The organism is Salinicoccus jeotgali (assembly GCF_039538805.1).
Taxonomy (GTDB): domain Bacteria; phylum Bacillota; class Bacilli; order Staphylococcales; family Salinicoccaceae; genus Salinicoccus; species Salinicoccus jeotgali.
This window is the reverse complement of sequence record NZ_BAABCK010000068.1, coordinates 16,730-38,936: the sequence shown is the minus strand read 5'-3', so window position 1 is coordinate 38,936 and position 22,207 is coordinate 16,730. Positions and strand designations below refer to the sequence as shown.

The following is a 22,207-nucleotide window of genomic DNA, read 5'->3' as shown; positions in this document are numbered from 1 at the left end:
TTATTTAAATACAGTTGAAAAGCATTATTTTCTAGTGTATATTTAACTCTTGGAAATAGTTAAAAATTGCTACAATTCAAAAAATGGTTATTGCGTTTTGAAATATAGAAACTTACAATAGTACTAGAGACACAAAATCTGCCATTTATTGCTACAGAACAAGTATTATTTATCCGGAATAATATTACATGTTTGCGATTGATGGATATAAGCCACTGCGAGTCGATCTCCAGCAGCCTCAGATTTAAGGTCACAAAAGCAGTAAAGCGATATGGAGTACATTATGAAACAGAGGAAGAATGGGTGAAATAGAATGTCTGAAAATTTGTTAGAGGTCAAAAATCTTACAACTGCCTTTAAAATAGGCGGCGAATACTTTCCGGCAGTAGACGATGTTTCATTGAATATTAAACCGAATGAAGTGCTTGCGTTAGTAGGCGAGTCAGGCTCGGGTAAGAGTGCTACGGCCTTTTCACTTATGGGGCTTCATACTAAAGCACGCATGGAAGGGGAAGTGAATTTTCTTGGTCGGAATTTGCTGAAACAAAATGAAGGTAAAATGAATAAAATACGCGGTGGCGATATGGCTATGATCTTCCAAGATCCGATGACAGCATTGAATCCGCTTATGAAGGTCAAACAGCAGATTATCGAAACACTGAAGATACATAACACCAAACCAAAGAATGAAAGGGAATCATATGCTATAGAACTGCTTGACCGAGTGGGAATCCCGCGGCCAAAAAGGGTGGGAGAAGCCTATCCCCATGAATTGTCGGGTGGTATGCGCCAACGTGTGGTCATCGCCATCGCCATTGCAAACCGTCCGAAGATGCTGATAGCGGATGAGCCGACTACGGCACTTGACGTCACAATCCAGGCCCAGATATTGGACCTCATCAGGGAACTCCAGGAAGAATTGAATTCAGGTGTCCTACTCATCACACACGACCTCGGTGTCGTCGCAGAAATGGCGGACCGTGTCGCAGTTATGTATGCCGGTCAGATCGTTGAAGTGGCGCCTGTCAGGGAATTGTTCAAGAATCCACAGCATCCCTATACGAAATCGCTGCTCAATTCCTTGCCGACTGAAGATATGCTCGGTAAGAAGCTGCATGTCATCCAGGGCGTCGTCCCTGCACTCGACAAGATGGACCGCACAGGCTGCCGGTTTGCGCCGCGCATTCCTTGGGTTCCTGCTTCAGAGCACGAATACAATCCACAGTTACGTGAAATCGCACCAGGCCATCATGTACGTTGCACATGCTATAAGAACTTCAGCCTGGAAGGGGCAGGGGAAACTTATGTAGACATTGATGAGCGTGAGTATGAAATGGCCACCCGGGGAGGAAATGTGTAATGAATCTACTGGAGATAAAAGATCTGAAAGTCCACTACCCGATAAAGGGTGGGTTCTTCAATACGGTCAAAGACTATGTCAAAGCAGTTGATGGCGTCAGCATCAGCATACCGGAAGGTACGACATATGGTCTAGTCGGTGAGTCGGGTTCAGGCAAGACTACGACTGGCAAGGCGGTCATGGGCCTTAACCACGTTACCGCCGGAGAAATTTATTTTGATGGCCAGAAGCTTAACGAAAAGAGCCGTAAAGTGAATGTGCGTGATGATATCCAGATGATATTCCAAGATCCCTACTCTTCATTGAATCCGCGTAAACGCGTTTTCGATATAGTGGCAGAGCCCATCAAGAACTACCATAAAAGGTCGAAGGAAGAACTGATCAACGAAGTCCTCGGCCTGTTGAACCGGGTCGGCCTGCCACCAGGCTCGCTTTATAAGTATCCGCATGAATTCTCGGGTGGACAGCGCCAGAGGATTGGTGTGGCCCGGGCGATTGCATTGAACCCTAAACTCATCATTGCAGATGAGCCTGTGTCGGCACTGGATGTGTCCGTACAGGCCCAAGTGCTCAACTTCATGCAGGACATCCAAAAGGATATGGACTTGACGATGATGTTCATCGCCCATGATCTGGGAGTAGTCCGCCATATGTGCCGCCATATCGGCATCATGTACCATGGTCGTCTCGTAGAGGAGGGCACGACTGAAGAAATCTTCAGCAACCCTCAGCACATCTATACGAAACGGCTGATTGCAGCGATTCCTGATACGGACGTGGATGAAGTGGAAAGGAATTTGGCCCTGCGCCAGAAGATCAAAGAAGAGTACGATCAGAATTTCGACGAAAACCTCGACGAAGAAGGTCGGGCTTTCCCGCTGCAGTCCATTTCAAAGACGCACAGAGTTGCGCTACCGGTGAAAGGTTGATGAATATATGCTGAAATTTACAATTAGACGGTTGCTGATCACTTTCCCGCAGCTGATCATTTTGAGCATCCTCGTATTCTTTCTTGGTTCGCTCATGCCGGGGGATGCACTCTCAGGTCTGCTTGATCCGAACATCCCTGCAGAGGCCATCCAGGCCAAAAGGGAAGAGCTTGGACTTGATAACCCTTGGCACATCCAATACAGGGACTGGATATTCGCCATGTTCCAGGGAGATTTCGGAACTTCGATATTCCACCAGAGACCTGTCATGGACGTCATAGGGGACCGGTTGATGAACACAGTATGGTTATCACTGTTCTCCACCATCCTGATCTACTTGATCGGCTTGCCGCTCGGTCTCGTTTCAGGACGCTACAATGATTCTCTCCTTGATAATACAATCACCGGGTATACATACCTCGGATTTGCTACACCACAGTTCATATTCGGTCTGGTCATCCTATGGTTGTTCGGTTACAGCCTCGGTTGGTTCCCAACCGGCGGTTCAGTCGGCCCAGGGCTTGAACCAGGTTCGATAGATTATATACTGAGCAAGATAAACCACCTCGTACTGCCGAGTTTCGCAATAGCACTGATCGGGCTCGTCGGCACAGTGCAGTACTTGAGGAGCGGCATCATAGAAACGAAGCAGAAAGACTTCATCATACTTGCGCGTGCGAAAGGTGTGAAAGAATCGTCCGTCTACAATAGACACATCTTCAGAAACTCAATCTTGCCGATCGCAGCATTCTTCGGCTATGAGATTGTGGCCCTTCTCGGCGGTTCAATCTTCATCGAAATGATCTACAGCTACCCTGGCATGGGCCGGCTGTTCCTGGATTCCATCTCGACACGCGACTTCAGTGTAGCGAATGTTCTGATCCTGTTCTACGGCATCCTGGCAATCTTAGGTGCGCTGTTGTCCGACATCATTTTGAGCATCGTTGATCCTAGGATCCGAATAAAATAGGAAGGAGCGTAAAAATTGGCTAATAAAGATAACTACAATAAAAATATAGATCATGAAAATGAAGAGTCCCGCTTGAATAATGACCCAAGAGAAGAGCGTCCGGTCCAGGGAGATCCGTTCGAAGCGCATGATGATGAAGCCCATGAATACGAAAAGGGCGATATGGACATGACAGTCAAGGCAGACATCCCGCATGGGGCGGCGGGACACGGGGCACTGGACTCCAAAAATCTGCCCAAGAGTCCGCCCGGGTGGAAAGTGATCATGAAGGAAGTGATTGCAGATAAGCTCGCGCTCTTTTCACTGATCCTATTCGTCATCATCACCGCCTATGTGTTTGGTCTGACGATGTTCCTGAACCGTCAGGAAATCGTCACGGTCGACCTTTTCGCCATCAATGAGCCGCCGAATGATATGTTCAGGCTTGGAACCGATTATGGCGGACGGGACATTTTTGGCCAATTGATCATAGGGACACGGAACTCATTGGCGATCGGTATGCTGGTCACTTTGATGAGTGTTGGTTTCGGTGTCGTCTATGGAGTGGTATCGGGATACTTTGCAGGCCAGATTGATAACGCCATGATGCGTGTTGTAGACTTTTTCATGGTACTGCCTTTCCTGATGATCATCATCGTATTTGTAACGATTTCGCCATCCTATGACATCTTCTCATTCTCCTTTATAATGGCGGCATTCCTATGGACAGGCACAGCTAGGCTGGTGCGTTCATTGGCCATGCAGGAAAAGGAGCTCGACTATATCAACGCGTCTAAGACGCTTGGCAGTTCCCACATGAAAGTCGTCTTTACCCAGCTGATCCCGAACCTTGTCGGTATCATCATCGTCAATGGCACGCTGTCTCTGGCAGCAAATATCGGGATTGAATCAGGGTTATCTTTCATCGGATTCGGATTTCCGGAAGATTACCCATCACTTGGAACACTGATGGCCTATGCAACCAATTCCCAGACACTCCAGCATAGACCTTGGATATGGGTACCGGCTGCCATCATGATTCTGGTTCTGATGCTATGCGTGCGGAATATAGGAGAAGCGATGAGACGCGCTGGAGATGCAAGACAACGTAAAGCATAATGTTAGGCTCTACCCCCATTAGTTTGGGGGTTAAGTTTCAATATACTTGTAAGCGATTTCAAAAACTTAACAGAAAATTTTCAAAAGACGAAAAAATTAATGCAATAATACACTTATAATGGAAAACTTTAACTGACAGTCGTTGATATTTCTGACAATTGTGATAATATTGTGGATGGATTACATTACATATCCACGAATGCATGGCATTTTTGATACTAAGATTCAGCCCAGAGCTGAACTGAGTATATATTGTTTTAATTTCATCAATAGGGAGGAAATAAGATGGGGAAATATTCATGGTCTAAATTGATGTTCTTCATGATGCTGGTACTTGTATTGGCACTTGCTGCATGCGGCGGGGGATCATCGGAAGAAGAAACGTCAGAAGACTCCGGCGACTCCGGTTCTGAAGGCTCATCAGAAGAATCGAAAGATGAAGGTGAGGCAGAAGGGGAGTCTGGAGAAGTATATAATTATGAAGACTTCAACCAAGTTGTCTCCAACGATGGAGAAGCAACTGGGGAAGGCACACTGAAAGTCGGTCTGACTTCAGATACGCCTTTTGAAGGCACATTGAACTGGAACTTGTATCAAGGTAATCCAGATGCTGAAGTATTGGGATTGTTTGATGAACCATTGCTTACAATGGATGAAGACTTCCAGTTTACAAATGACGGGGCATTGAACTTTGAAGTCAATGAAGACGACAAGACAGTGACGTTCACAATGGAAGAAGGCGTCAAATGGCATGATGGGGAACCAGTTACAATAGATGATTATGTATACTCATACGAAGTCATCGGTCATCCTGACTATCCGGGTATCCGCGGTGCAACCGATGGATTCACTCTGATTGAAGGCTATGATGAGTATAAAGCAGGAGATGCAGACTCCATTTCAGGCATCGAGGTAATCGATGATCAGACTGCTGTATTCACATATAAGGAAATCGCACCATCACTTACAGCGGGCGGTTTCTGGTACTACGCAATGCCTGAGCACCACTACGAAGGCGTTGAGATTGCAGATATGGCTGAAGCACCTCAAACACGCGAAAACCCACTTGGCATTGGGCCATATAAAGTAGACTCCATTACACCTGGAGAATCGATCGTAATGAGTAAGTTTGAAGATTATTGGAGAGGTGAACCAAACCTTGAAGGTCTTGAGTTGAGTGTTGTATCACCTTCATCAATCGCCAATGCTCTTGAAACAGGTGAAGTAGACTATGCAATCAACTTCCCGACCGACCAATATCCGGACGTAGCTGAGATGGACGGTGTCGAGTGGCTTGCCAATATCGATGGTGCCTACACTTATATCGGCTTCAAGCTCGGTGAGTGGAACGAAGAAGAAGGTAAAGTGGACTACAAACCTGAAGAATCCAAAGTCGGCGATAAAGAACTGCGCCGCGCGATGTGGCACGCGATGGACAATGAAGCTGTAGGTAAACGTTTCTACAACGGCCTTCGTTGGGAAGCAACTACACTGATCACGCCTTACCACGCTGAGTGGCACGATGACAGCATCGAAACACCAGAATATGATCCTGAAAAAGCGAAACAGATTCTGGATGATGCAGGCTATGAAGATACAGACGATGACGGTTTCCGTGAAACACCAGAAGGCGAACCACTCGAATTGAACTTCGCTTCAATGTCCGGTGGAGACACTGCTGAACCGCTCGCAAACTACTACATCCAATCTTGGAAGGATATCGGCTTGAACGTCAGTCTGACAAATGATCGTCTGATAGAATTCAATACATTCTACGACATGCTTGAAAACGACGATCCTGAAGTCGACATCTACCAAGGTGCATGGGGCGTAGGCTCTGATGTAGACCCGTATGGCCTGTATGGCCCGGATGTGGCATTCAACTATCCACGTTACGAAACTGAAGAAAGCACTAAGTTGATGGAAGATGGCAACTCGCCTGATGCACTTGATGTAGAGAAGAGGAAAGAAATCTACAACGAATGGCAAGCACTTATGGTCGAGGAAATGCCGGTCGTACCGACTCTTTATAGGGCATATGTCGTACCTGTCAATGAGAGGGTTACAAACTTCGGTATTGAACTAGGATACGATGAAGAGACACTTCCGTACAAATGGGGCGTAACTGAATAAGGTTGCACCCAGGTAGCACCCATGCAGAGCATGGGTGCATTTTTGTTGTGCAGAATAATTCATTATGATAAATTAGTACCTAGTTATAATATGAGAGTATAAGGTGTGGTCTAATGAAAAATGTTGGCGTATTGGGGCTCGGAACCTACGTGCCGGAAAAAGTGTTCACCAATCATGATTTCGAAAAAATTCTGGATACATCAGATGAATGGATTACAGAAATGACAGGTATAAAAGAACGGCGTTTTGCTGAAGGAATGGAAACGAGTGATATGGCGTATGAAGCAGCGGAGGAGGCGATAGCAAACTCCGGAGTCGCCAAGGAAGACATCGATCTGGTCATTGTTGCGACATCGACCGGACATCATAAATTTCCGACGGTAGCGACGACAATCCAAAATAAGCTAGGGCTTGAAGCGGTACCGTCAATGGACCAGCTCGCTGCGTGCACTGGATTCATCTATGCCATGGTGACAGCCAGTCAGTTCATCGAAACCGGCACATATAAAAATGTATTGGTGGTCGGAGCAGATAAGCTATCCAACATCACCGATTTCGACGATCGTTCCACTGCAGTGCTTTTCGGCGACGGAGCTGGTGCTGTAGTAATGGGGGAAGTGTCCGAAGGATATGGCATACGCTCCTTTGAACTCGGCAGCAACGGTAAAGGCGGTTCTTATCTGTACGATGACGAAGACACCGGCGACATCCGGATGAACGGCCGCGAAGTATTTAAATTTGCGGTCAGACAGATGGGAGAATCGAGTGTCAACGTTACCGAAAAAGCAGGTCTTACTAAGGAAGATATTGATATGCTGGTGCCGCATCAGGCCAACATACGCATCATGAATGCTGCACGCGAACGCATGGGGCTGCCTGAAGACCGTATGAGTGTAACAGTTGATAGGTACGGCAACACTTCAGCCGCTTCAATACCGTTAAGTATCCATCATGAAGTTAAAAATGGTAAGATAAAGGACGGAGACACCCTCGTACTGGTCGGCTTCGGAGGCGGGCTGACCTGGGGTGCAATTTGCCTGACCTGGGGAGATAATAAGGAGGAGACTCATGGATAAGAGAAGAGTAGTTGTAACAGGGGTTGGAGCGCTGACGCCGATTGGGAATACAGCGCCTGAAACCTGGGAGAATGCCCTAAAGGGAGTAAATGGGATAGATAAGATTACACGAATAGACAACAGCGAATATAATGTCCATGTGGCAGGAGAACTGAAAGATTTCAATGTAGAAGACTATATGGACAGGAAAGAAGCGCGCCGCATGGATCGCTTCACCCAATATGCCATGGTGGCTGCTGATGAAGCGGTCGCAGACAGCGGCCTCGACATTACAGACGACAACCGTGAACGCATCGGTGTCTGGATCGGTTCCGGCATCGGCGGCATCCAGGCTCTGGAAGATGGCTTTAAAGTCTTGTATGAACGAGGACCACGCCGGGTGAGCCCGTTCTTCGTACCGATGATGATCCCGGACATGGCAAGCGGCCAGGTGTCCATCAAGCATGGCTTGAAGGGACCGAACGGGGCAACGGTCACGGCATGCGCGACAGGTACGAACTCGATCGGTGAAGCGTTCAAGTTCATCGCACGCGGCCAGGCTGATGCGATGGTCACAGGCGGTACTGAAGCACCGATCACCCGTATGGGCATCGCCGGCTTCCAGGCCAATAAGGCATTGACGACTGCAGAAGATCCGGACAAAGCATCCAGGCCCTATTCCAAGGACCGTGATGGTTTCGTCATCGGCGAAGGGGCAGGTGTCGTCATGCTGGAAGAATTGGAACATGCCAAAGCGCGTGGCGCCACAATATATGGTGAAGTAGTCGGCTACGGTACAACTGGCGACGCCCATCATATTACAGCACCGGCTGAAGGTGGAGAAGGTGGAGCGCGTGCAATGCAGGAAGCGATGAAAGATGCAGGCTTGAAACCGGAACAGATCGACTATATCAATGGACATGGTACAAGCACACCATACAACGACTTGTTCGAAACGATGGCGATCCGTTCGGTATTTAGAGAGCACGCAGATAAGCTGCTCGTAAACTCCACGAAATCCATGACTGGTCACCTACTCGGAGCGACAGGCGGCATGGAAGCAATCATTACAGTGCTCAGCCTGAGAGAAGGCAAAGTCCATCCGACCATCAATCTGGACACACCAGATCCTGAATGTGACTTGAACTATGTCTCTCAGGGCATGGTGGAAGCAGATTTGGAATATGCAATTTCCAACAGCTTCGGTTTCGGTGGGCATAACGCAAGCCTTGTGTTCAAAAAGTATGTAGACTGATGTTTAATTATAAAAGCGCCTCCCTTCATGAAGGGAGGCGCTTTTATATGCTATGGTGAAGCACTTTGTATGGAGATGATGAGATTTATTTCCGCTTTCTGCCGAGACCCATGGCCCGTTCCATTTTAGCGACCATCTTATCCGCTTTGCGCGATGCTTTCACGGCACCTTCATCAAGGATGTCATCAAGCGCACCGCTTTCAAGGTAATGGTTGACCTTCTCCTGGAATTCGATGAGGAACTGCTCCACCACTTCCCCGAGATCCGATTTGAATGTACCATAATTGCTGTCTGCATATTCCTGCTCCAATTGCTGGATGCTTTTGTCGGTCAGGGAGGTATAGATCGTCAGAAGGTTTGCGATGCCCGGTTTATTTTCCTTATCGTACTTTATGTCGCTGCCTGAATCTGTAACGGCACTGCGTATCTTTTTGGCAGCTGCCTTAGGGTCATCGAGAAGCGATATGAACCCTTTTTGGTTGTCGTCACTTTTCGACATTTTTTTGGTAGGGTCGTTCAGGCTCATGATGCGGCCTCCGTATTCCGGGTGCTTGACCTCAGGTACGGTCAGGACATCATTGTATTTTGAGTTGAAACGTTCCGCGAGTGTACGGGTGAGTTCAAGATGCTGGCCCTGATCTTCCCCGACCGGTACGATATCGGTTCCATAGATCAGAATATCAGCAGCCATCAGTGAAGGATATGTAAGAAGACCTACACTGATGCCGTCGCGCTGGTTTTGTTTACGTGCTTTATCTTTATATTGTGTCATACGCTCAAGTTCCCCGATATATCCGACGCACTGCATCATCCATGCTGCTTTCGCATGGGCTGGCACTTCGCTCTGGATGAACAATGTGATCTTCTCCGGATCGAGTCCTGAAGCCAGATAGATCGCTGCGAGTTTTTTTGTATTATCCCGCAGTTTAAGACGGTCTTGGGGCACGGTTATGGCATGCTGGTCGACGATGCAGAAATACGCATCATATTCATCCTGCAACTCGACGAATTGCTTGTATGCGCCGATATAGTTGCCGATTGTGGGAATCCCACTCGGCTGGACGCCGGAAAATAATGTTTTCATGTGTCATCACCTTTAAGTTAGTCATTACTCCTATAATAATAGACTTCTCGGTTGCTTGCAATAAAGCAAATAGTCTTGTATAAATATAAAAACATCATAAATTAATTGAAAATTTGTGTGATTATTAAGGAATTCTCATTTTATTTTAATGTTCGTGCAGTATAATACAAAGTGTAGATGAAGTTGAAGTCGGTTTCCCATTAAATTTAATCAATTAGGATTAAAAAATAACGGAACCGGGTAAAGACTAGCATTACAAATCTTTTGAAATTGGAGTGTGAGCCCCATGGTAACATTATTTACTTCTCCAAGCTGCACATCATGCCGTAAAGCGAAAGCATGGTTACAAGAACATGAAATTCCATATACTGAAAGAAATATATTTTCTGAACCTCTCACATTGGAGGAGGTTAAGGCGATTCTTCGCATGACTGAAGATGGAACGGATGAAATCATTTCGACCAGATCTAAAACATTCCAGAAACTCAATGTGGATATCGATACTATGCCGATGCAGGAATTGTATACATTGATTATGGATAACCCTGGTCTGTTGAGAAGACCTATTATTATGGATGAGAAACGTCTCCAAGTCGGCTATAACGAAGATGAAATACGTCGTTTCCTTCCACGTAAGGTAAGGACATTCCACCTCAAGGAAGCAAAACGTCTCGCCGAACTCTAAAAAAAGAGCACTCGAGATCAGTCATATACTTAAAGTGCTATGCCCGCAGATTGTTTGAAAACTGTGGGTATTTTGGCGTATAATGATATGACAATTCCAAAAGTGGTTTTACCCTAGCACATTAAGGTATAGTATAAGTAAGACCATACTTTATGGAGAGGAGTGGGAGTATGAGGATTGAAAGAATTGATGAATCGACGATCAAATTTTTCATCACCTATCAGGACATCGAAAAACGCGGCTATGATAAAGAAGATCTATGGTTGAACCGCAAGCGCGGAGAAGAATTTTTCTGGTCAATCATGGATGAAGTGAACCACGAGCATGAAGAAGAATTTTCAATGGACGGGCCGCTATGGATTCAAGTGCATGCCTATGACAAAGGAATCGAAGTGGTCGTGTCCAAATCTCAGGATGATAAACCATTCTCAATGGAGCAGAACCCTATGGATATAAATAATAAAGATGTTGAATCATTCCTGGAAAACATTTCAGGAGAGAAGGACCAGACCATTCCGACAACGAAGGAACCCGTAATGGTTAGATTTGCAGACTTGGAAGACCTCATCAAGTATTCTTACGAAGTCGAAGTGGATGAAACACAGTATGAAGATCTACTTATCGTCCATGAAGGCAGATATTACTATCAAATATTCTTCGACCACCGTATGGAGTATATGGACACAGAGCGGATTGAAGCAAAACTCCTCGAGTATAGCGCACCTGCTGAAACATCCAGCCTTATTGTAGAAGAATATGGCAAGATCATCATGAGCATGAACGTCAGGGGCAAAGTAAGAAAAGTTTTTCAAGAAAATTAAATTATCTGTATCTAAAATAAATCATTTTTAACCTTTTCATCCATATATATAGATGAGGAGGTTTTTTTATGTTTATAGCCCACGATGAAACCGGCGGCAACGTCACTGCGAGTGAAGCGGTAAAGAACAGGAAATATTTCTGTCCGGTCTGCCTGGAGCGGGTCGTATTGAAATCAGGCAATGTAAAGACACACCATTTCTCCCACCATCGCATAGTAGACTGCATACGCCATCTCTACAAAAAGGAATCACTGGCACATTTATCAGCAAAACATGAACTTTATCTTACACTGAGTAGAAATCATAAAGTCACAATGGAATATTACCTGGCTGAAATAGAACAGATTCCAGACCTGCTTGTAGGGAAGCGCGCCATCGAAATCCAATATTCTGCGATTTCTCCCATGCTCATCATCGAACGTTCAAAAGGATACCATACGCTCGGCATGGACGTCATATGGTTGCTTGATGAGATGGCACTTCGTGTCAATGGGATTCATGTTATTCCAACTCATTTCCAGTTGTCGACACAATTCCATGGTGCCTTGTTTACTTATCAGGGGACAAATAGACAATTAAAGAAATGGGTACTGCATCATCACATCGGTGCAGGCCGATGGCTGTTCAGTGTAGAGGACATGGATGCGGAAGCATTGCTTTCTGAGCATAATTTGACACCCCACCAGACGCATAAGATGAATGAACAGGATATCAAACGGCTCATCCAACATGAACGCCGGCAGAAAAGTCGTTTGAATCCTACTCTTACATATATTTATCAGCTTGGGCTCAACCCGAATGATTTGCCGAAGCACTTGCTGTACATTACAGAATCCGAGCGCTGGATCATGAACAGTCCCCTCGAATGGAAACTGTATCTGATGTATGTCCTGGAGCGGGGAGGCTTTACGATTGATGGTTTCAGACGCTTCATACGTCTGCGGGAAATCCAGGGGACACCTCAAAGCGAGCAGGTGATCCACAGGCTGCTTATCGATTATAAGACGTTATACAATTCACAATAAGTTTCGAGACTTGAAATTTATACGCAATATTGAGAAAATTAGACTATCTGAAAATTGGAGGGTACAGAATGGCAAAAGTAATAACACGTGAAGAACAACAGGAGAAGTATACATGGAATCTTGGAAACATCTTCGAGTCGGATGATGCATTCGAAGAGAAGTATAAAGAACTAGAAGGCAGACTTGATGAAGCGGAGAAGTTCGAAGGGGGCATTGGTTCCCTGGAAAAACTATCAGAAGCGCTTCATACCCAGCGGGAGTTGACGGAGGAGATAGGCAAATTATTCGTCTACTCGCACCTTAAGCATGACCAGGACACATCGAATGACACTTATAGCGGCATGGAAGCCAAAGCGCGCACACTGGTCGTCAAATTCAATACGGCGTGGAGTTTCCTGGTGCCTGAAATCCTGCAGATTGACGAAGATACATTAGAAGAATGGCGCCAGGATGAGCGTCTCTCCGAGTTCTCCTTCGACCTTGAGAAATTGAACAGGAAGCGGGAACATATACTCAGCGACAAAGAAGAGAAACTTATGGCGCAGGCAGGAGAAGTGCTCTCCAACCCGACGTCGACGTTCGGCATGTTCAATAATGCTGATCTTGAATTCCCGGATGCGATTGATGCTGAGGGAAATGCGCATACACTCACACAGGGGACCTACATCGATCTCCTCAAATCAAGCGACCGTGAACTGCGCAAATCAGCCTATGAAAACTTGTATAAGACTTACGGTTCATTCAAGAATACATTGAGCCAGACATTGCAGGGTGTCGTCTCCACACATGTCTTCGAAGCCCAGGCACGCGGCTATGAATCGGCAAGGCATCAGGCACTCTCCAACAACTTCATTCCGGAGGAAGTGTACGATAACCTGGTGACGACCGTCAATGAGCATCTGCATCTGCTGCATCGGTATACTGAACTGCGCAAGCAGCTGCTCGGACTCGATACGTTGAAGATGTATGATGTCTATACACCGATGGTGAAAGATGTCGATTTCAAGATCGAGTATGAGGAAGCGAAGGAATGGATGCTCAATTCATTAGAACCGATGGGCGAAGAGTATGTGGGCATCGTCAAGGAAGGTTTGGAGAACCGCTGGGTCGACGTCTATGAAAATAAAGGCAAGAGAAGCGGCGCCTATTCTTCCGGCACTTACGGCACAAATCCTTTCATCCTCATGAACTGGCAGGATAATGTCAACAACCTGTTCACCTTGACCCATGAGTTCGGCCACAGTGTCCACAGTTACTACAGCAGGCAGAACCAGCCATCTAACATGTCCGGCTACTCCATATTCATCGCCGAAGTTGCGAGTAATTTCAATGAGGCGCTGCTTGCAGATTACATGTTCAGGAACCTTGAGGATAAAAAGAAAAAACTTTATCTACTGAATGAGCAGCTCGAAGGTTTCAAGGGATCAGTATTCAGGCAAACCATGTTTGCTGAATTCGAACACAAAATCCACACTATGAAAGAACAGGGCGAACCGCTGACTGCCGGAAGCCTCAACGAAGTATACGGGGCGCTCAACCGCAAATACTTCGGGGACGTGATGGAGTACGATGAATATATTGAAGCAGAGTGGGCACGCATCCCGCACTTCTATATGAACTATTACGTCTATCAGTATTCTACAGGTTACGCAGCTGCAGCCAGCCTATCGAAGCAAGTACTTGAGGAAGGGTCTGAGACAGCTGAGCGCTATATCAATGAATTCCTGAAGAAGGGGTCTTCAGATTACCCGATCAACGTCCTCAAGAATGCAGGAGTTGATATGACGACAGCTGAACCAGTTGAGAACGCGATGAAAGTATTCGAATCACAGCTCGATCAGTTCGAGGCACTGCTCAAGGAAATATGATGATGGGATCCGAACCTTTGAGGTTCGGATTTCTTTAATTGTGTAGACATGTAGACGAAAATTGTACAAGTATAATCTGAATACGTTTTCATTTTGTCTATATTGTGAAAAGACATGCAAAATGTTGTTTGAGGCCTTTAACCGTGGTATATTACGTATATGGAATTTTTCTCACTGAAACATACCCCTTTGTTGTAACAGTGAAAAATTTCTCCCATCCCCTTTGTTTGAGCAGCACACTAAAGAAGGTGTGCTGCTTTTTTTTAAAAAAAGATAATAATATATATGAAGCACGGAATCCTTTTGGATTCCGTGTTTTTTTATTGGCAAAAACGCATGAAGGATGGATGAACAACAACTGTCACAAATTCGTCCTGGCTATCCGTGATATATATCACGTTAAAAATGTCCACTCTCACCTATAATTGAAACCAAGTCAGACGGACAGCTATTTCAATGGAGAGAGGAGACTTCGATATGAAGCAGAAATACAGAAAACCACCGTTCAATACAGTTTATGAACAAACGGACGAAGAAATGGAGTCCTTGAAGGGTACGCTGTTTTCAACAGTGGTATTTGTGGGCGGCACAATCGCCCTTGTGATGATTCTATTGTTGATGATCTACATCATGAGATATTAAGGGGGATGAAGAGATGAAAATTCATAAATTTGAAGAAATATGGCTAGTCATCGGAGTGGCCATACTTGTCATATCGATGGCTATCACCGGCTATCAGGCATTTGCACAAGGAATGGCCCCACCGAGCCACAAGGAGACGATTGACCCGGAAAAAGTTGAAGAGACGGCACCATTTGATAATCCAGGCGTCTATGAAGTCGGCAACAACAAATATGAGGTAGTGATGACGCTTCAGGCGTTTGCATTCGAACCGAGTGAAATCACTGTACCAAAAGGCGCGGAAGTGACCTTTATCATGACTTCAAAAGATGTCATCCACGGCGTCAATGTACCACATACGAACTTGAATACGATGGTGGTCCCAGGGCAGATCCAGCGCATTACCCAGACATTCAATGAATCTGAGGAATTCATCATGATCTGCAATGAATACTGCGGCACCGGGCATCAGATGATGTCTGCCAACATTAAAGTGGAGGAATAGATCATGACACAGACACTAAATTCGAAAATGAAACAGAACCGTCTTCCGCTGGTCCACTTTTTCCTGGCCTTCATCATGTTGCTGATCGGTGGGACACTCGGATTGCTGCAGGGGTTGAATAGAGGTGGGCTTTTCGAACTGCCGGCTGAGTTCAATTATTATGAAGTCCTTACCCTGCACGGCATATTGCTGATCCTCGCCTTTACGACATTATTCACCAACGGTTACCTATATGCAGCTGTCAACCATGTACTCGGCGGCTTGTCGAAGACGGTCCGTATACTTGGCTGGTCGAGCTTGGCGAGCTTCCTGGTCGGAGCAGTGCTCGTCGTTTCCATGGTGCTCGCCGGCGAAGCGACGGTCATGTATACTTTCTACCCACCGTTGCAGGCTTCCCCATGGTTCTACATCGGTCTGGTGTTCGTCGTACTGTGCATCTGGCTGGCGGGCCTGGGTATTTTCATCAGTGCCTTCCAATGGAAGAAGCGGAATAAAGGGCAACATCTGCCTCTCCTTGCATTCTTCGCAGTCGGCATCTACACCTTGGTCATTATCGGGACGATTGGGGTGACGATGGAAGTCCTGATGCTCATCCCTTGGGCATTCGGATGGACGGAGACGATCAACGTCATGCTTAGCCGCACCCTGTTCTGGAGTTTTGGCCATACACTCGTCAACGTCTGGTATCTCGTCGCCATTTCAATCTGGTATGTGACATTGCCGAAAATCATCGGCGGCCGCCTATTCAGCGATTCGCTCGCCAGAATGGTCGTCATCCTGGTCGTCATCCTCAATGTGCCGGGTGGGTTCCACCATCAGATTGTGGATCCGGCTTTTTCCGAAGGGCTTAAATTCATGCATGTATTCATGAGTCTTTCCATCGCCTTCCCATCATTGATGACTGCTTTCGCGATGTTTGCGATGCTTGAGCGGACAGGACGGAAAAGAGGCGGACGCGGACTCCTCGGCTGGCTGTGGGTATTGCCATGGGGCGATGTCAGGTTCCTGACCATCATGATTGCGATGATTGGTTTCATCATCGGTGGTGCCGGCGGCATCGCGCAGACCAACAACCAGCTTAACCAGGTGGTCCACAATTCACTTTGGGTAGTCGGACACTTCCATATTACAGTAGGCGTTACAGTCGTGATGTCCTTCTTTGGCCTCATCTTCTGGCTCATTCCACATCTCTCAGGCCGGGTGTTGACGCCGTTCATCCATCACCTGGGAATGTTCCAGACGGCCCTATGGACAATCGGCATGGTGCTGATGGCTATAGTCATGCATATGGTCGGCCTCTTCGGGGCACCGAGACGGACTTCTTATACCACTTACGGGGACAACAGCATGGCCCTTGGCTGGGAGCCTTATCTGACCTTCATAGCCACAGGCGGCATACTGCTCTTCATGGGCGCAGTGCTGATCGTCTATATCGTCATCCACCTGATGTTCTTCGCACCGGAAGGGAAGACGCCGTTCATGAATTCCAAAGTTGAAGATAATGCGCATCCTACACCGAAGTGGACTGAGAACTGGGGTCTGTGGGTCATCGTGGCGATACTCATCATCTCGATGGGCTACATCGTTCCGCTGGTCGACCTCATCCAGAATGCGCCTCCAGGATCTCCACCGCACAGGACCTGGTAAATATCCGGAAAGGAGGGGGCAATCATGAAAAAAGATATCATTTCGATCATCGTCATCCTTGTGCTCGCGAGCCTTCTGTTCGGCATCTCGACGGATGGCTTCCGGATCTATACGATCGAGGCTGAACGCATCGAATCATTGAAGAGTGAGAAACCCGACTTTCCAGATATCGAAGTGATGGATAATAAAGGACGGACTTATCCGTTCGATCATTTCGAAGGCAAGCACATATTGATGACATTCATCTATACCTCATGTTCTACTGCATGCCCACGCATGGAAGCGAGCATGCAGGAAGTATATGAAAAATTGGATGCTGTGAAGCATAAGGACGATCTTGTCTTCCTCAGCATGTCATTTGACCCGGAGCGTGATACGGTCCCGGTACTGGATCGGTATGCCGATTACTTCAATGCGGATGGGGAGACGTGGCGAATGCTCCGTGTCCCGGAATCAGAGGATCTTGAAGCCGCCCTCGACACATATGGCGTGACGGTCATACCAGAAGGCGACAGCGATTTTCAACACAATACATCATTTTATCTGATCGGACCGGATGGGGGCTTGCTTGAAGTATTGGATTATCGCGACGTGGATGCCGCAGTGGAAGCATTGGAACATAGGGTGGGGGGAGCATCATGAAGCAATTCTGGTATGGCTTGATCCTATTCATATTTTTGGCCCTGCCTCCTGTCAGGTTCCTGATGGAATCGATCATGGCTTTCCATATGCATATGCAGATGCCGTTATTGTTCGTGTCTGGAATACTGATGTATCCGTTCTTTAAGAAACACTTCGGATCATTCTTCAATCAATGGAACAGCAGCGGCATCCCCGGAATCATTTTGTTTCTGCTGATCGTGATATATTGGATGATCCCGAAGGCGATGGATGAATCACTCGAAATTTTTACAGTGGAGCTGTTTAAATTTGTGTCACTCCCTTTCTTGGCTGCTGTACCGCTGCGGGATAGTTGGTCCAAGGTCGGCAAGGCGACTGAGAGCATCGTCTTCATCATCCTCGCTGTAATATTCAGCATCATGGGCTACTTATATGTATTCTATGAAAGCACTCTGTGCAACAATTATCTGATGGTCGACCAGAAGACGGTCGGCTGGGGATTCGCTTTCTTCAGCCTATGCCTGATTTTGTATATAGTGTTGACGCTATTTACAGACCAATCCCAATATTACGATAAAACGTCCCCCTGAGTGGGGGACGTTTTGTTGTTCATATGCATTTTATAAGTATAGGTGCAAGGAGGGGTGGTGAACGATGTAATAGCCCGCTTCATCTTCTGTAAGGATATTCTCTTTTTTGAAAGTGCTGATGCTGCGGCTGACAGTCTCCCTCGATGTGCCGATGATATTCGCGATATCCTGCTTTGTCATGTCTGTACGTAGCCGTGTACGTTCTTCGTCGACCCATTCACCATGGTTGGCGAGGAGACGCTCGAACAGGAGGAGGATCTGTTTGTCGGTTGACTTGAATATTTTATCCTGCAGACGTTTCTGCAGATCGACGATCAGTTGGCCGAGGGTACGGAACATTTTGATTGATACTTCCGGATGGGCCATAAGCAGATCCTCGAAATTCTCTTTCGAGATGGAAAATAGTTCTGATTTCTCCGTCGTTATAGCATTTGCAGGATAGAGGTCTTTACGGAACAAGCCATGGTGGGGGAACATTTCGCCGGACTGGAAAAAATTCACAATCTGTTCCCGGCCGCTCCCATCAGTCCGATAGATCTTTACTTTACCGTGCGAGACGAAATAGACATGGGTCATCGGTTCATCTTGGCGGAATATATGTGAATTACGGTAAAATCGACGCTGCGATGTAATATTTATAATAAGTTCCAGTTCTTCTTCAGTTAGAGTCCGGAAGATTTCTATATGTGAAAGCAGATGCTTCAAATCATTTGCCGGCATCAAGTGTCACCTCTCTATTTGTGACTATATCATAGCATAAATGGAGAACGTCCGATATTAGGCGTCTAACTCTCGTTGGTTCGGGCAACGAAGGCGAATTGGGCGTCTAACTCACGTTGGTTTGGGGAACGAAGGTGAATTGGGCGTCTAACTCTCGTTGGTCTGGGCAACGAAGGCGAATTGGGTGTCTAACTCTCGTTGGTTCGGGCAACGAAGGCGAATTAGGCATCTAACTTTCGCTCGTCCGCCTAACGAACGAGAATAGGCAACCTCTCCCAGCAATCAAAAAACACCCCCGGCCGCCGAATCTTCATCCAGTTGACAGGGGGTGTGCTGTTAAAACTATTCTCTCAATACCGACGATCCGCCGTGTATCTGATAGTAGAAGCCGGCTTCCGTCTCGACTTCTTCAATCAGCCGCTGCAATCTGAGTTTTTTCAATTCATTTAATAAAAGACCGGTACGCCATTCGAAAACTGTCTTGAGTTCGTGGAAGCTGACGACTTCATATGTCTCAATGTAGTCGTGGATGCTTGGCAACGGGTTCTTTTCTATTTCATGGTCGATGAGTTCATTGATGATATACGTGTAGATATGGTATGGGTATACACCTTCCACTTTAATGCCTTCTGCTTCGACATCTCCTGAAAAGAAGACGAGTGACGGAAGGGATTCGACATCCATTTCACGGTAGACCATCAGATCGCGCCTGAGGAGACTCCGTACCGAACTCGATTGGGCATCTGCCGTGAACGACTTGACATCGAGCCCCGCAAGGCGAGCGCTCTCTTCCATATGTTCAATCGTGCAGATGTTACGGTTTGGCATTATGCGGTTCAGCACATAGCGCATAAATGCGCGGGCTTTGTTGCGGCCTTGGATTTCGGCGGCTTTATAGGCCAGTGCAATATTGTCGATATCTGTTGTGGATTGGGCCTGACATTTGGTCAGGACCTGAAGGGAAGGTGCAAGTATCTTTTTGACTGTCACATGTCCGCGATATTCGATCTGGAGCCGGTTGATGACGGGCTCCAGAGCGCGACAGTCTTCTGAGAACGGATCGAAAAAGTAGAATATCTCAATCTGATGGGATACGGGTTCCAATACAAGTGCCTGTTCTCCAGTTCTATTCATGTCCTCACCCTGCTTATTCTTCTATCGTATTCACCATATGATTGGCCGTCATTTCGTAGCGCTTCATGATGAACGTGCGTAAATCACCATCAAGTCCGACATCATCCATCGCTTTATCCATATTTTCAAGCCACGCATCCTTTGCTTTTGGAGTGATGCGGAATGGATTATGGCGTGCCTTCAGCATTGGATGTCCATATTCTTCCATGTAAAGATTCGGACCACCCAGGAATTGGGTCTGGAATAATTTCTGCTTATATGCCGTTTCTGTCAAATCTTCCGGAAACAAGTGGTTGATGCGCTCATCATTACCCACGTAACCGTAGAATATATCGATCATTTCATAAAGCTTTTCACGGCCGATATCGTTATAGGGTATTGGCATAATTGTCACCTGTCCTGATTTCCGTCAATTTATTGTAGAAACGCTCCACTTTGGTTATCTCTTCGCGTTGTTCGATATCATACTCCTTGAGCAGGTCCTGGAAGATGGTCTCACCTTTGTCCCGATTAGACACCTCATATTCCAACTCCAGATCTTCTGTATCAAGGTAATTGTTCTTATCCAGAACAAGCAGCCCATCCTTATACGGCACTTCACGTCTCTCGGTCGATAAAGCGCCATATATCCTGAGCTGCGTCGTATCGATATTGAAGCGTTCCAGTTCGTTGCAGATTATTGTGGGCAGTTCCTCTTGGCGGATGTTCTGGTCGAAGCTTAGGTCACTATCCACTTCCCCATGATATTCCATGACGCCTTTATCGGTCGGTTCTTTGAGGGTCATGACCTGGCTGCCGCGCGCTGCACGTATTCTGAGCAATAGGCGGTTGTGTTTAAGATCCAGATCCGGGGTATCTATATAGAAATTGGTCTGTATGACCGGTTCGGCATTTTGGAAGAATGCCTTATCCAACCGGCCATATTCATCGCCGGTCAAAAGATTTTTGAATTCGATCTCGAGTTCTTTCATTAAATCCACTCCTTAATGTACATTATCTATAAATTGAAAAGGACTGTAAAGTAAACAGTTTATGTCGTTATCAAATACCACTTACTATGGTAGAATAAGGTGCGCAAGGAGTGAGGAAATGGACATTTATGTTAATGAAATCAAATTCGAAGATGAAGCGCTCAAATGCTTGTCTGAAGAGCAGACGGAAGGGCTTCAAGCGGCGGCGCGCATGACTGTCGGTTCGGAAGATCAGAGTCTGATTTATCTTTTGGACGACGGCGAAGCATTCAGAAGAGTGCATTTTGGAGAAAAGACGTGGCACATGCTGCGCGATCACCATGGCAGCGAAATCATTTTGAACACCGATGTCATATTGACTGACTTCTGGGATCAGCTGGATCACCTGGTCGATACCATCGAAGGCAACAACTACGGGGAAGCATTCGAAAGGGCAGTCAAGGAAACATTCAAACAATAGAAGCGTTTTAAGACTGGAGTGTAGAGGATGGAACAATGGGAGAAGTTCCTCGCACCGTACAAGCAGGCAGTGGAGGAACTTAAGATAAAGCTCAAAGGCATGAGACGGGACTACCAGCTCAACCGCCAAGCCTCCCCTGTAGAATTTGTAACGGCGCGGGTTAAACCAGTACAGAGCATAATAGAAAAGGCAAGTGTCCGCAATATACCTTATGACAAGCTGCAAGAAGGGATGTATGACATTGCAGGAGTCAGAATCATGTGCCAGTTCGTGGACGACATCGAGCTGATATGCAGTCAAGTCCGCAACCGCACCGACATGAAAGTCGTCGAGGAAAGGGACTATGTGACGAATACCAAGGAAAGCGGCTACCGTTCGTACCACCTCATCGTGGAATATCCGGTCGAACGGATCGGCGGACCGGTGATCATATTAGCAGAGATTCAGATCCGCACCTTGGCGATGAACTTCTGGGCGACGATTGAGCATACATTGAACTATAAGTATAGCGGGGAATATCCACCGGAAATCAAGAAGCGTCTGCAGAATGCAGCTGAAGCGGCGTATCTGCTCGATCAGGAGATGTCCGAAATACGTGAAGAGATACAGGATGCACAAAAATACTACACAAAAAAACGCAGCATGCGCTAGCGCT

General features: G+C 46.6%; 23 protein-coding genes. 18 read left to right on the top strand and 5 right to left on the bottom strand.

Translation table 11 applies throughout. The features are described 5' to 3' along the window. The first annotated feature begins 313 nt into the window (after positions 1–313). The 7 genes from ABD734_RS10720 (at position 314) to fabF (ending at position 8,800) form a co-directional block, all read left to right on the top strand. On the top strand, positions 314–1,360 hold the full coding sequence (locus ABD734_RS10720; protein WP_344704166.1) for an ABC transporter ATP-binding protein: 1,047 nt from the start codon (positions 314–316) through the stop codon (positions 1,358–1,360). Beyond that, positions 1,360–2,289, top strand: coding sequence for an ATP-binding cassette domain-containing protein (locus ABD734_RS10715; RefSeq protein ID WP_344704164.1), 930 nt, complete (start codon positions 1,360–1,362; stop codon positions 2,287–2,289). The genes ABD734_RS10720 and ABD734_RS10715 overlap by 1 nt, the downstream gene beginning before the upstream one ends. A 7-nt stretch (positions 2,290–2,296) precedes the next feature. After that, on the top strand, positions 2,297–3,259 hold the full coding sequence (gene opp4B, locus ABD734_RS10710) for an oligopeptide ABC transporter permease (protein WP_344704162.1): 963 nt from the start codon (positions 2,297–2,299) through the stop codon (positions 3,257–3,259). A 15-nt stretch (positions 3,260–3,274) separates the two neighbouring features. Beyond that, complete coding sequence (locus ABD734_RS10705; protein ID WP_344704160.1) at positions 3,275–4,357, top strand: ABC transporter permease; 1,083 nt, start codon at positions 3,275–3,277, stop codon at positions 4,355–4,357. A gap of 285 nt (positions 4,358–4,642) precedes the next feature. After that, on the top strand, positions 4,643–6,490 hold the full coding sequence (locus ABD734_RS10700; RefSeq protein ID WP_344704158.1) for an oligopeptide ABC transporter substrate-binding protein: 1,848 nt from the start codon (positions 4,643–4,645) through the stop codon (positions 6,488–6,490). A 113-nt stretch (positions 6,491–6,603) separates the two neighbouring features. Further along, the gene (locus tag ABD734_RS10695) at positions 6,604–7,566 is read left to right on the top strand and encodes a beta-ketoacyl-ACP synthase III (protein WP_344704156.1); all 963 of its coding nucleotides are present in this window, start codon (positions 6,604–6,606) and stop codon (positions 7,564–7,566) included. Continuing rightward, positions 7,559–8,800, top strand: coding sequence for a beta-ketoacyl-ACP synthase II (fabF, locus tag ABD734_RS10690; RefSeq protein WP_344704154.1), 1,242 nt, complete (start codon positions 7,559–7,561; stop codon positions 8,798–8,800). Before ABD734_RS10695 ends, fabF begins: the two co-directional genes overlap by 8 nt. Before the next feature lie 85 nt (positions 8,801–8,885). On the opposite strand, the gene trpS is transcribed toward fabF, so the two are convergent. Next, on the bottom strand, positions 8,886–9,884 hold the full coding sequence (gene trpS / locus ABD734_RS10685) for a tryptophan--tRNA ligase (protein ID WP_344704152.1): 999 nt from the start codon (positions 9,882–9,884) through the stop codon (positions 8,886–8,888). Positions 9,885–10,170: 286 nt separating this feature from the next. Between trpS and spxA the strand changes: the two genes are divergently transcribed. From spxA to ABD734_RS10640, 9 genes are all read left to right on the top strand, one after another. Then, positions 10,171–10,569 carry a transcriptional regulator SpxA gene (spxA, locus tag ABD734_RS10680; protein ID WP_344704150.1) on the top strand — a complete coding sequence of 133 codons (399 nt, stop codon included), beginning with the start codon at positions 10,171–10,173 and terminating at the stop codon, positions 10,567–10,569. Positions 10,570–10,739: 170 nt separating this feature from the next. Then, positions 10,740–11,390, top strand: coding sequence for an adaptor protein MecA (locus ABD734_RS10675; protein WP_344704148.1), 651 nt, complete (start codon positions 10,740–10,742; stop codon positions 11,388–11,390). A gap of 68 nt (positions 11,391–11,458) precedes the next feature. Then, on the top strand, positions 11,459–12,415 hold the full coding sequence (locus ABD734_RS10670) for a competence protein CoiA (protein WP_344704146.1): 957 nt from the start codon (positions 11,459–11,461) through the stop codon (positions 12,413–12,415). A 68-nt stretch (positions 12,416–12,483) separates the two neighbouring features. Beyond that, positions 12,484–14,283 (top strand): oligoendopeptidase F, encoded by a 1,800-nt coding sequence (pepF, locus tag ABD734_RS10665; protein WP_344704144.1) that lies wholly within the window; start codon positions 12,484–12,486, stop codon positions 14,281–14,283. 477 nt (positions 14,284–14,760) lie between these two features. Beyond that, entirely contained in the window at positions 14,761–14,925 is a 165-nt protein-coding gene (locus ABD734_RS10660) for a hypothetical protein (protein WP_344704142.1), read from the top strand. A 13-nt stretch (positions 14,926–14,938) separates the two neighbouring features. Then, positions 14,939–15,409 (top strand): cytochrome c oxidase subunit II, encoded by a 471-nt coding sequence (locus ABD734_RS10655; RefSeq protein WP_344704140.1) that lies wholly within the window; start codon positions 14,939–14,941, stop codon positions 15,407–15,409. A gap of 3 nt (positions 15,410–15,412) precedes the next feature. After that, positions 15,413–17,056 carry a cbb3-type cytochrome c oxidase subunit I gene (locus ABD734_RS10650; RefSeq protein ID WP_344704138.1) on the top strand — a complete coding sequence of 548 codons (1,644 nt, stop codon included), beginning with the start codon at positions 15,413–15,415 and terminating at the stop codon, positions 17,054–17,056. Between the two features lie 24 nt (positions 17,057–17,080). Beyond that, positions 17,081–17,698, top strand: coding sequence for an SCO family protein (locus ABD734_RS10645; RefSeq protein ID WP_344704136.1), 618 nt, complete (start codon positions 17,081–17,083; stop codon positions 17,696–17,698). Next, on the top strand, positions 17,695–18,267 hold the full coding sequence (locus ABD734_RS10640) for a hypothetical protein (protein ID WP_344704134.1): 573 nt from the start codon (positions 17,695–17,697) through the stop codon (positions 18,265–18,267). The genes ABD734_RS10645 and ABD734_RS10640 overlap by 4 nt, the downstream gene beginning before the upstream one ends. Positions 18,268–18,297: 30 nt before the next feature. On the opposite strand, the gene ABD734_RS10635 is transcribed toward ABD734_RS10640, so the two are convergent. The 4 genes from ABD734_RS10635 to ABD734_RS10620 all read right to left on the bottom strand — a co-directional run bounded on the left by ABD734_RS10635 (position 18,298) and on the right by ABD734_RS10620 (position 21,092). Beyond that, entirely contained in the window at positions 18,298–18,987 is a 690-nt protein-coding gene (locus tag ABD734_RS10635; RefSeq protein ID WP_344704132.1) for a Crp/Fnr family transcriptional regulator, read from the bottom strand. A 342-nt stretch (positions 18,988–19,329) separates the two neighbouring features. After that, positions 19,330–20,121 carry a DsbA family protein gene (locus tag ABD734_RS10630; protein ID WP_344704130.1) on the bottom strand — a complete coding sequence of 264 codons (792 nt, stop codon included), beginning with the start codon at positions 20,119–20,121 and terminating at the stop codon, positions 19,330–19,332. Positions 20,122–20,134: 13 nt separating this feature from the next. Next, positions 20,135–20,506 carry a globin domain-containing protein gene (locus tag ABD734_RS10625; protein WP_344704128.1) on the bottom strand — a complete coding sequence of 124 codons (372 nt, stop codon included), beginning with the start codon at positions 20,504–20,506 and terminating at the stop codon, positions 20,135–20,137. Then, positions 20,490–21,092, bottom strand: a complete 603-nt coding sequence (locus ABD734_RS10620; RefSeq protein WP_344704126.1) for a CYTH domain-containing protein — start codon at positions 21,090–21,092, stop codon at positions 20,490–20,492. The genes ABD734_RS10625 and ABD734_RS10620 overlap by 17 nt, the downstream gene beginning before the upstream one ends. Before the next feature lie 118 nt (positions 21,093–21,210). Here ABD734_RS10620 and ABD734_RS10615 point away from each other — a divergent pair, with 118 nt between their 5' ends. Both ABD734_RS10615 and yjbM read left to right on the top strand, forming a co-directional pair. After that, on the top strand, positions 21,211–21,552 hold the full coding sequence (locus ABD734_RS10615; protein WP_344704124.1) for a UPF0738 family protein: 342 nt from the start codon (positions 21,211–21,213) through the stop codon (positions 21,550–21,552). Between the two features lie 27 nt (positions 21,553–21,579). Beyond that, on the top strand, positions 21,580–22,203 hold the full coding sequence (gene yjbM, locus ABD734_RS10610; protein ID WP_344704122.1) for a GTP diphosphokinase: 624 nt from the start codon (positions 21,580–21,582) through the stop codon (positions 22,201–22,203). The last annotated feature ends 4 nt before the right edge of the window (positions 22,204–22,207 follow it).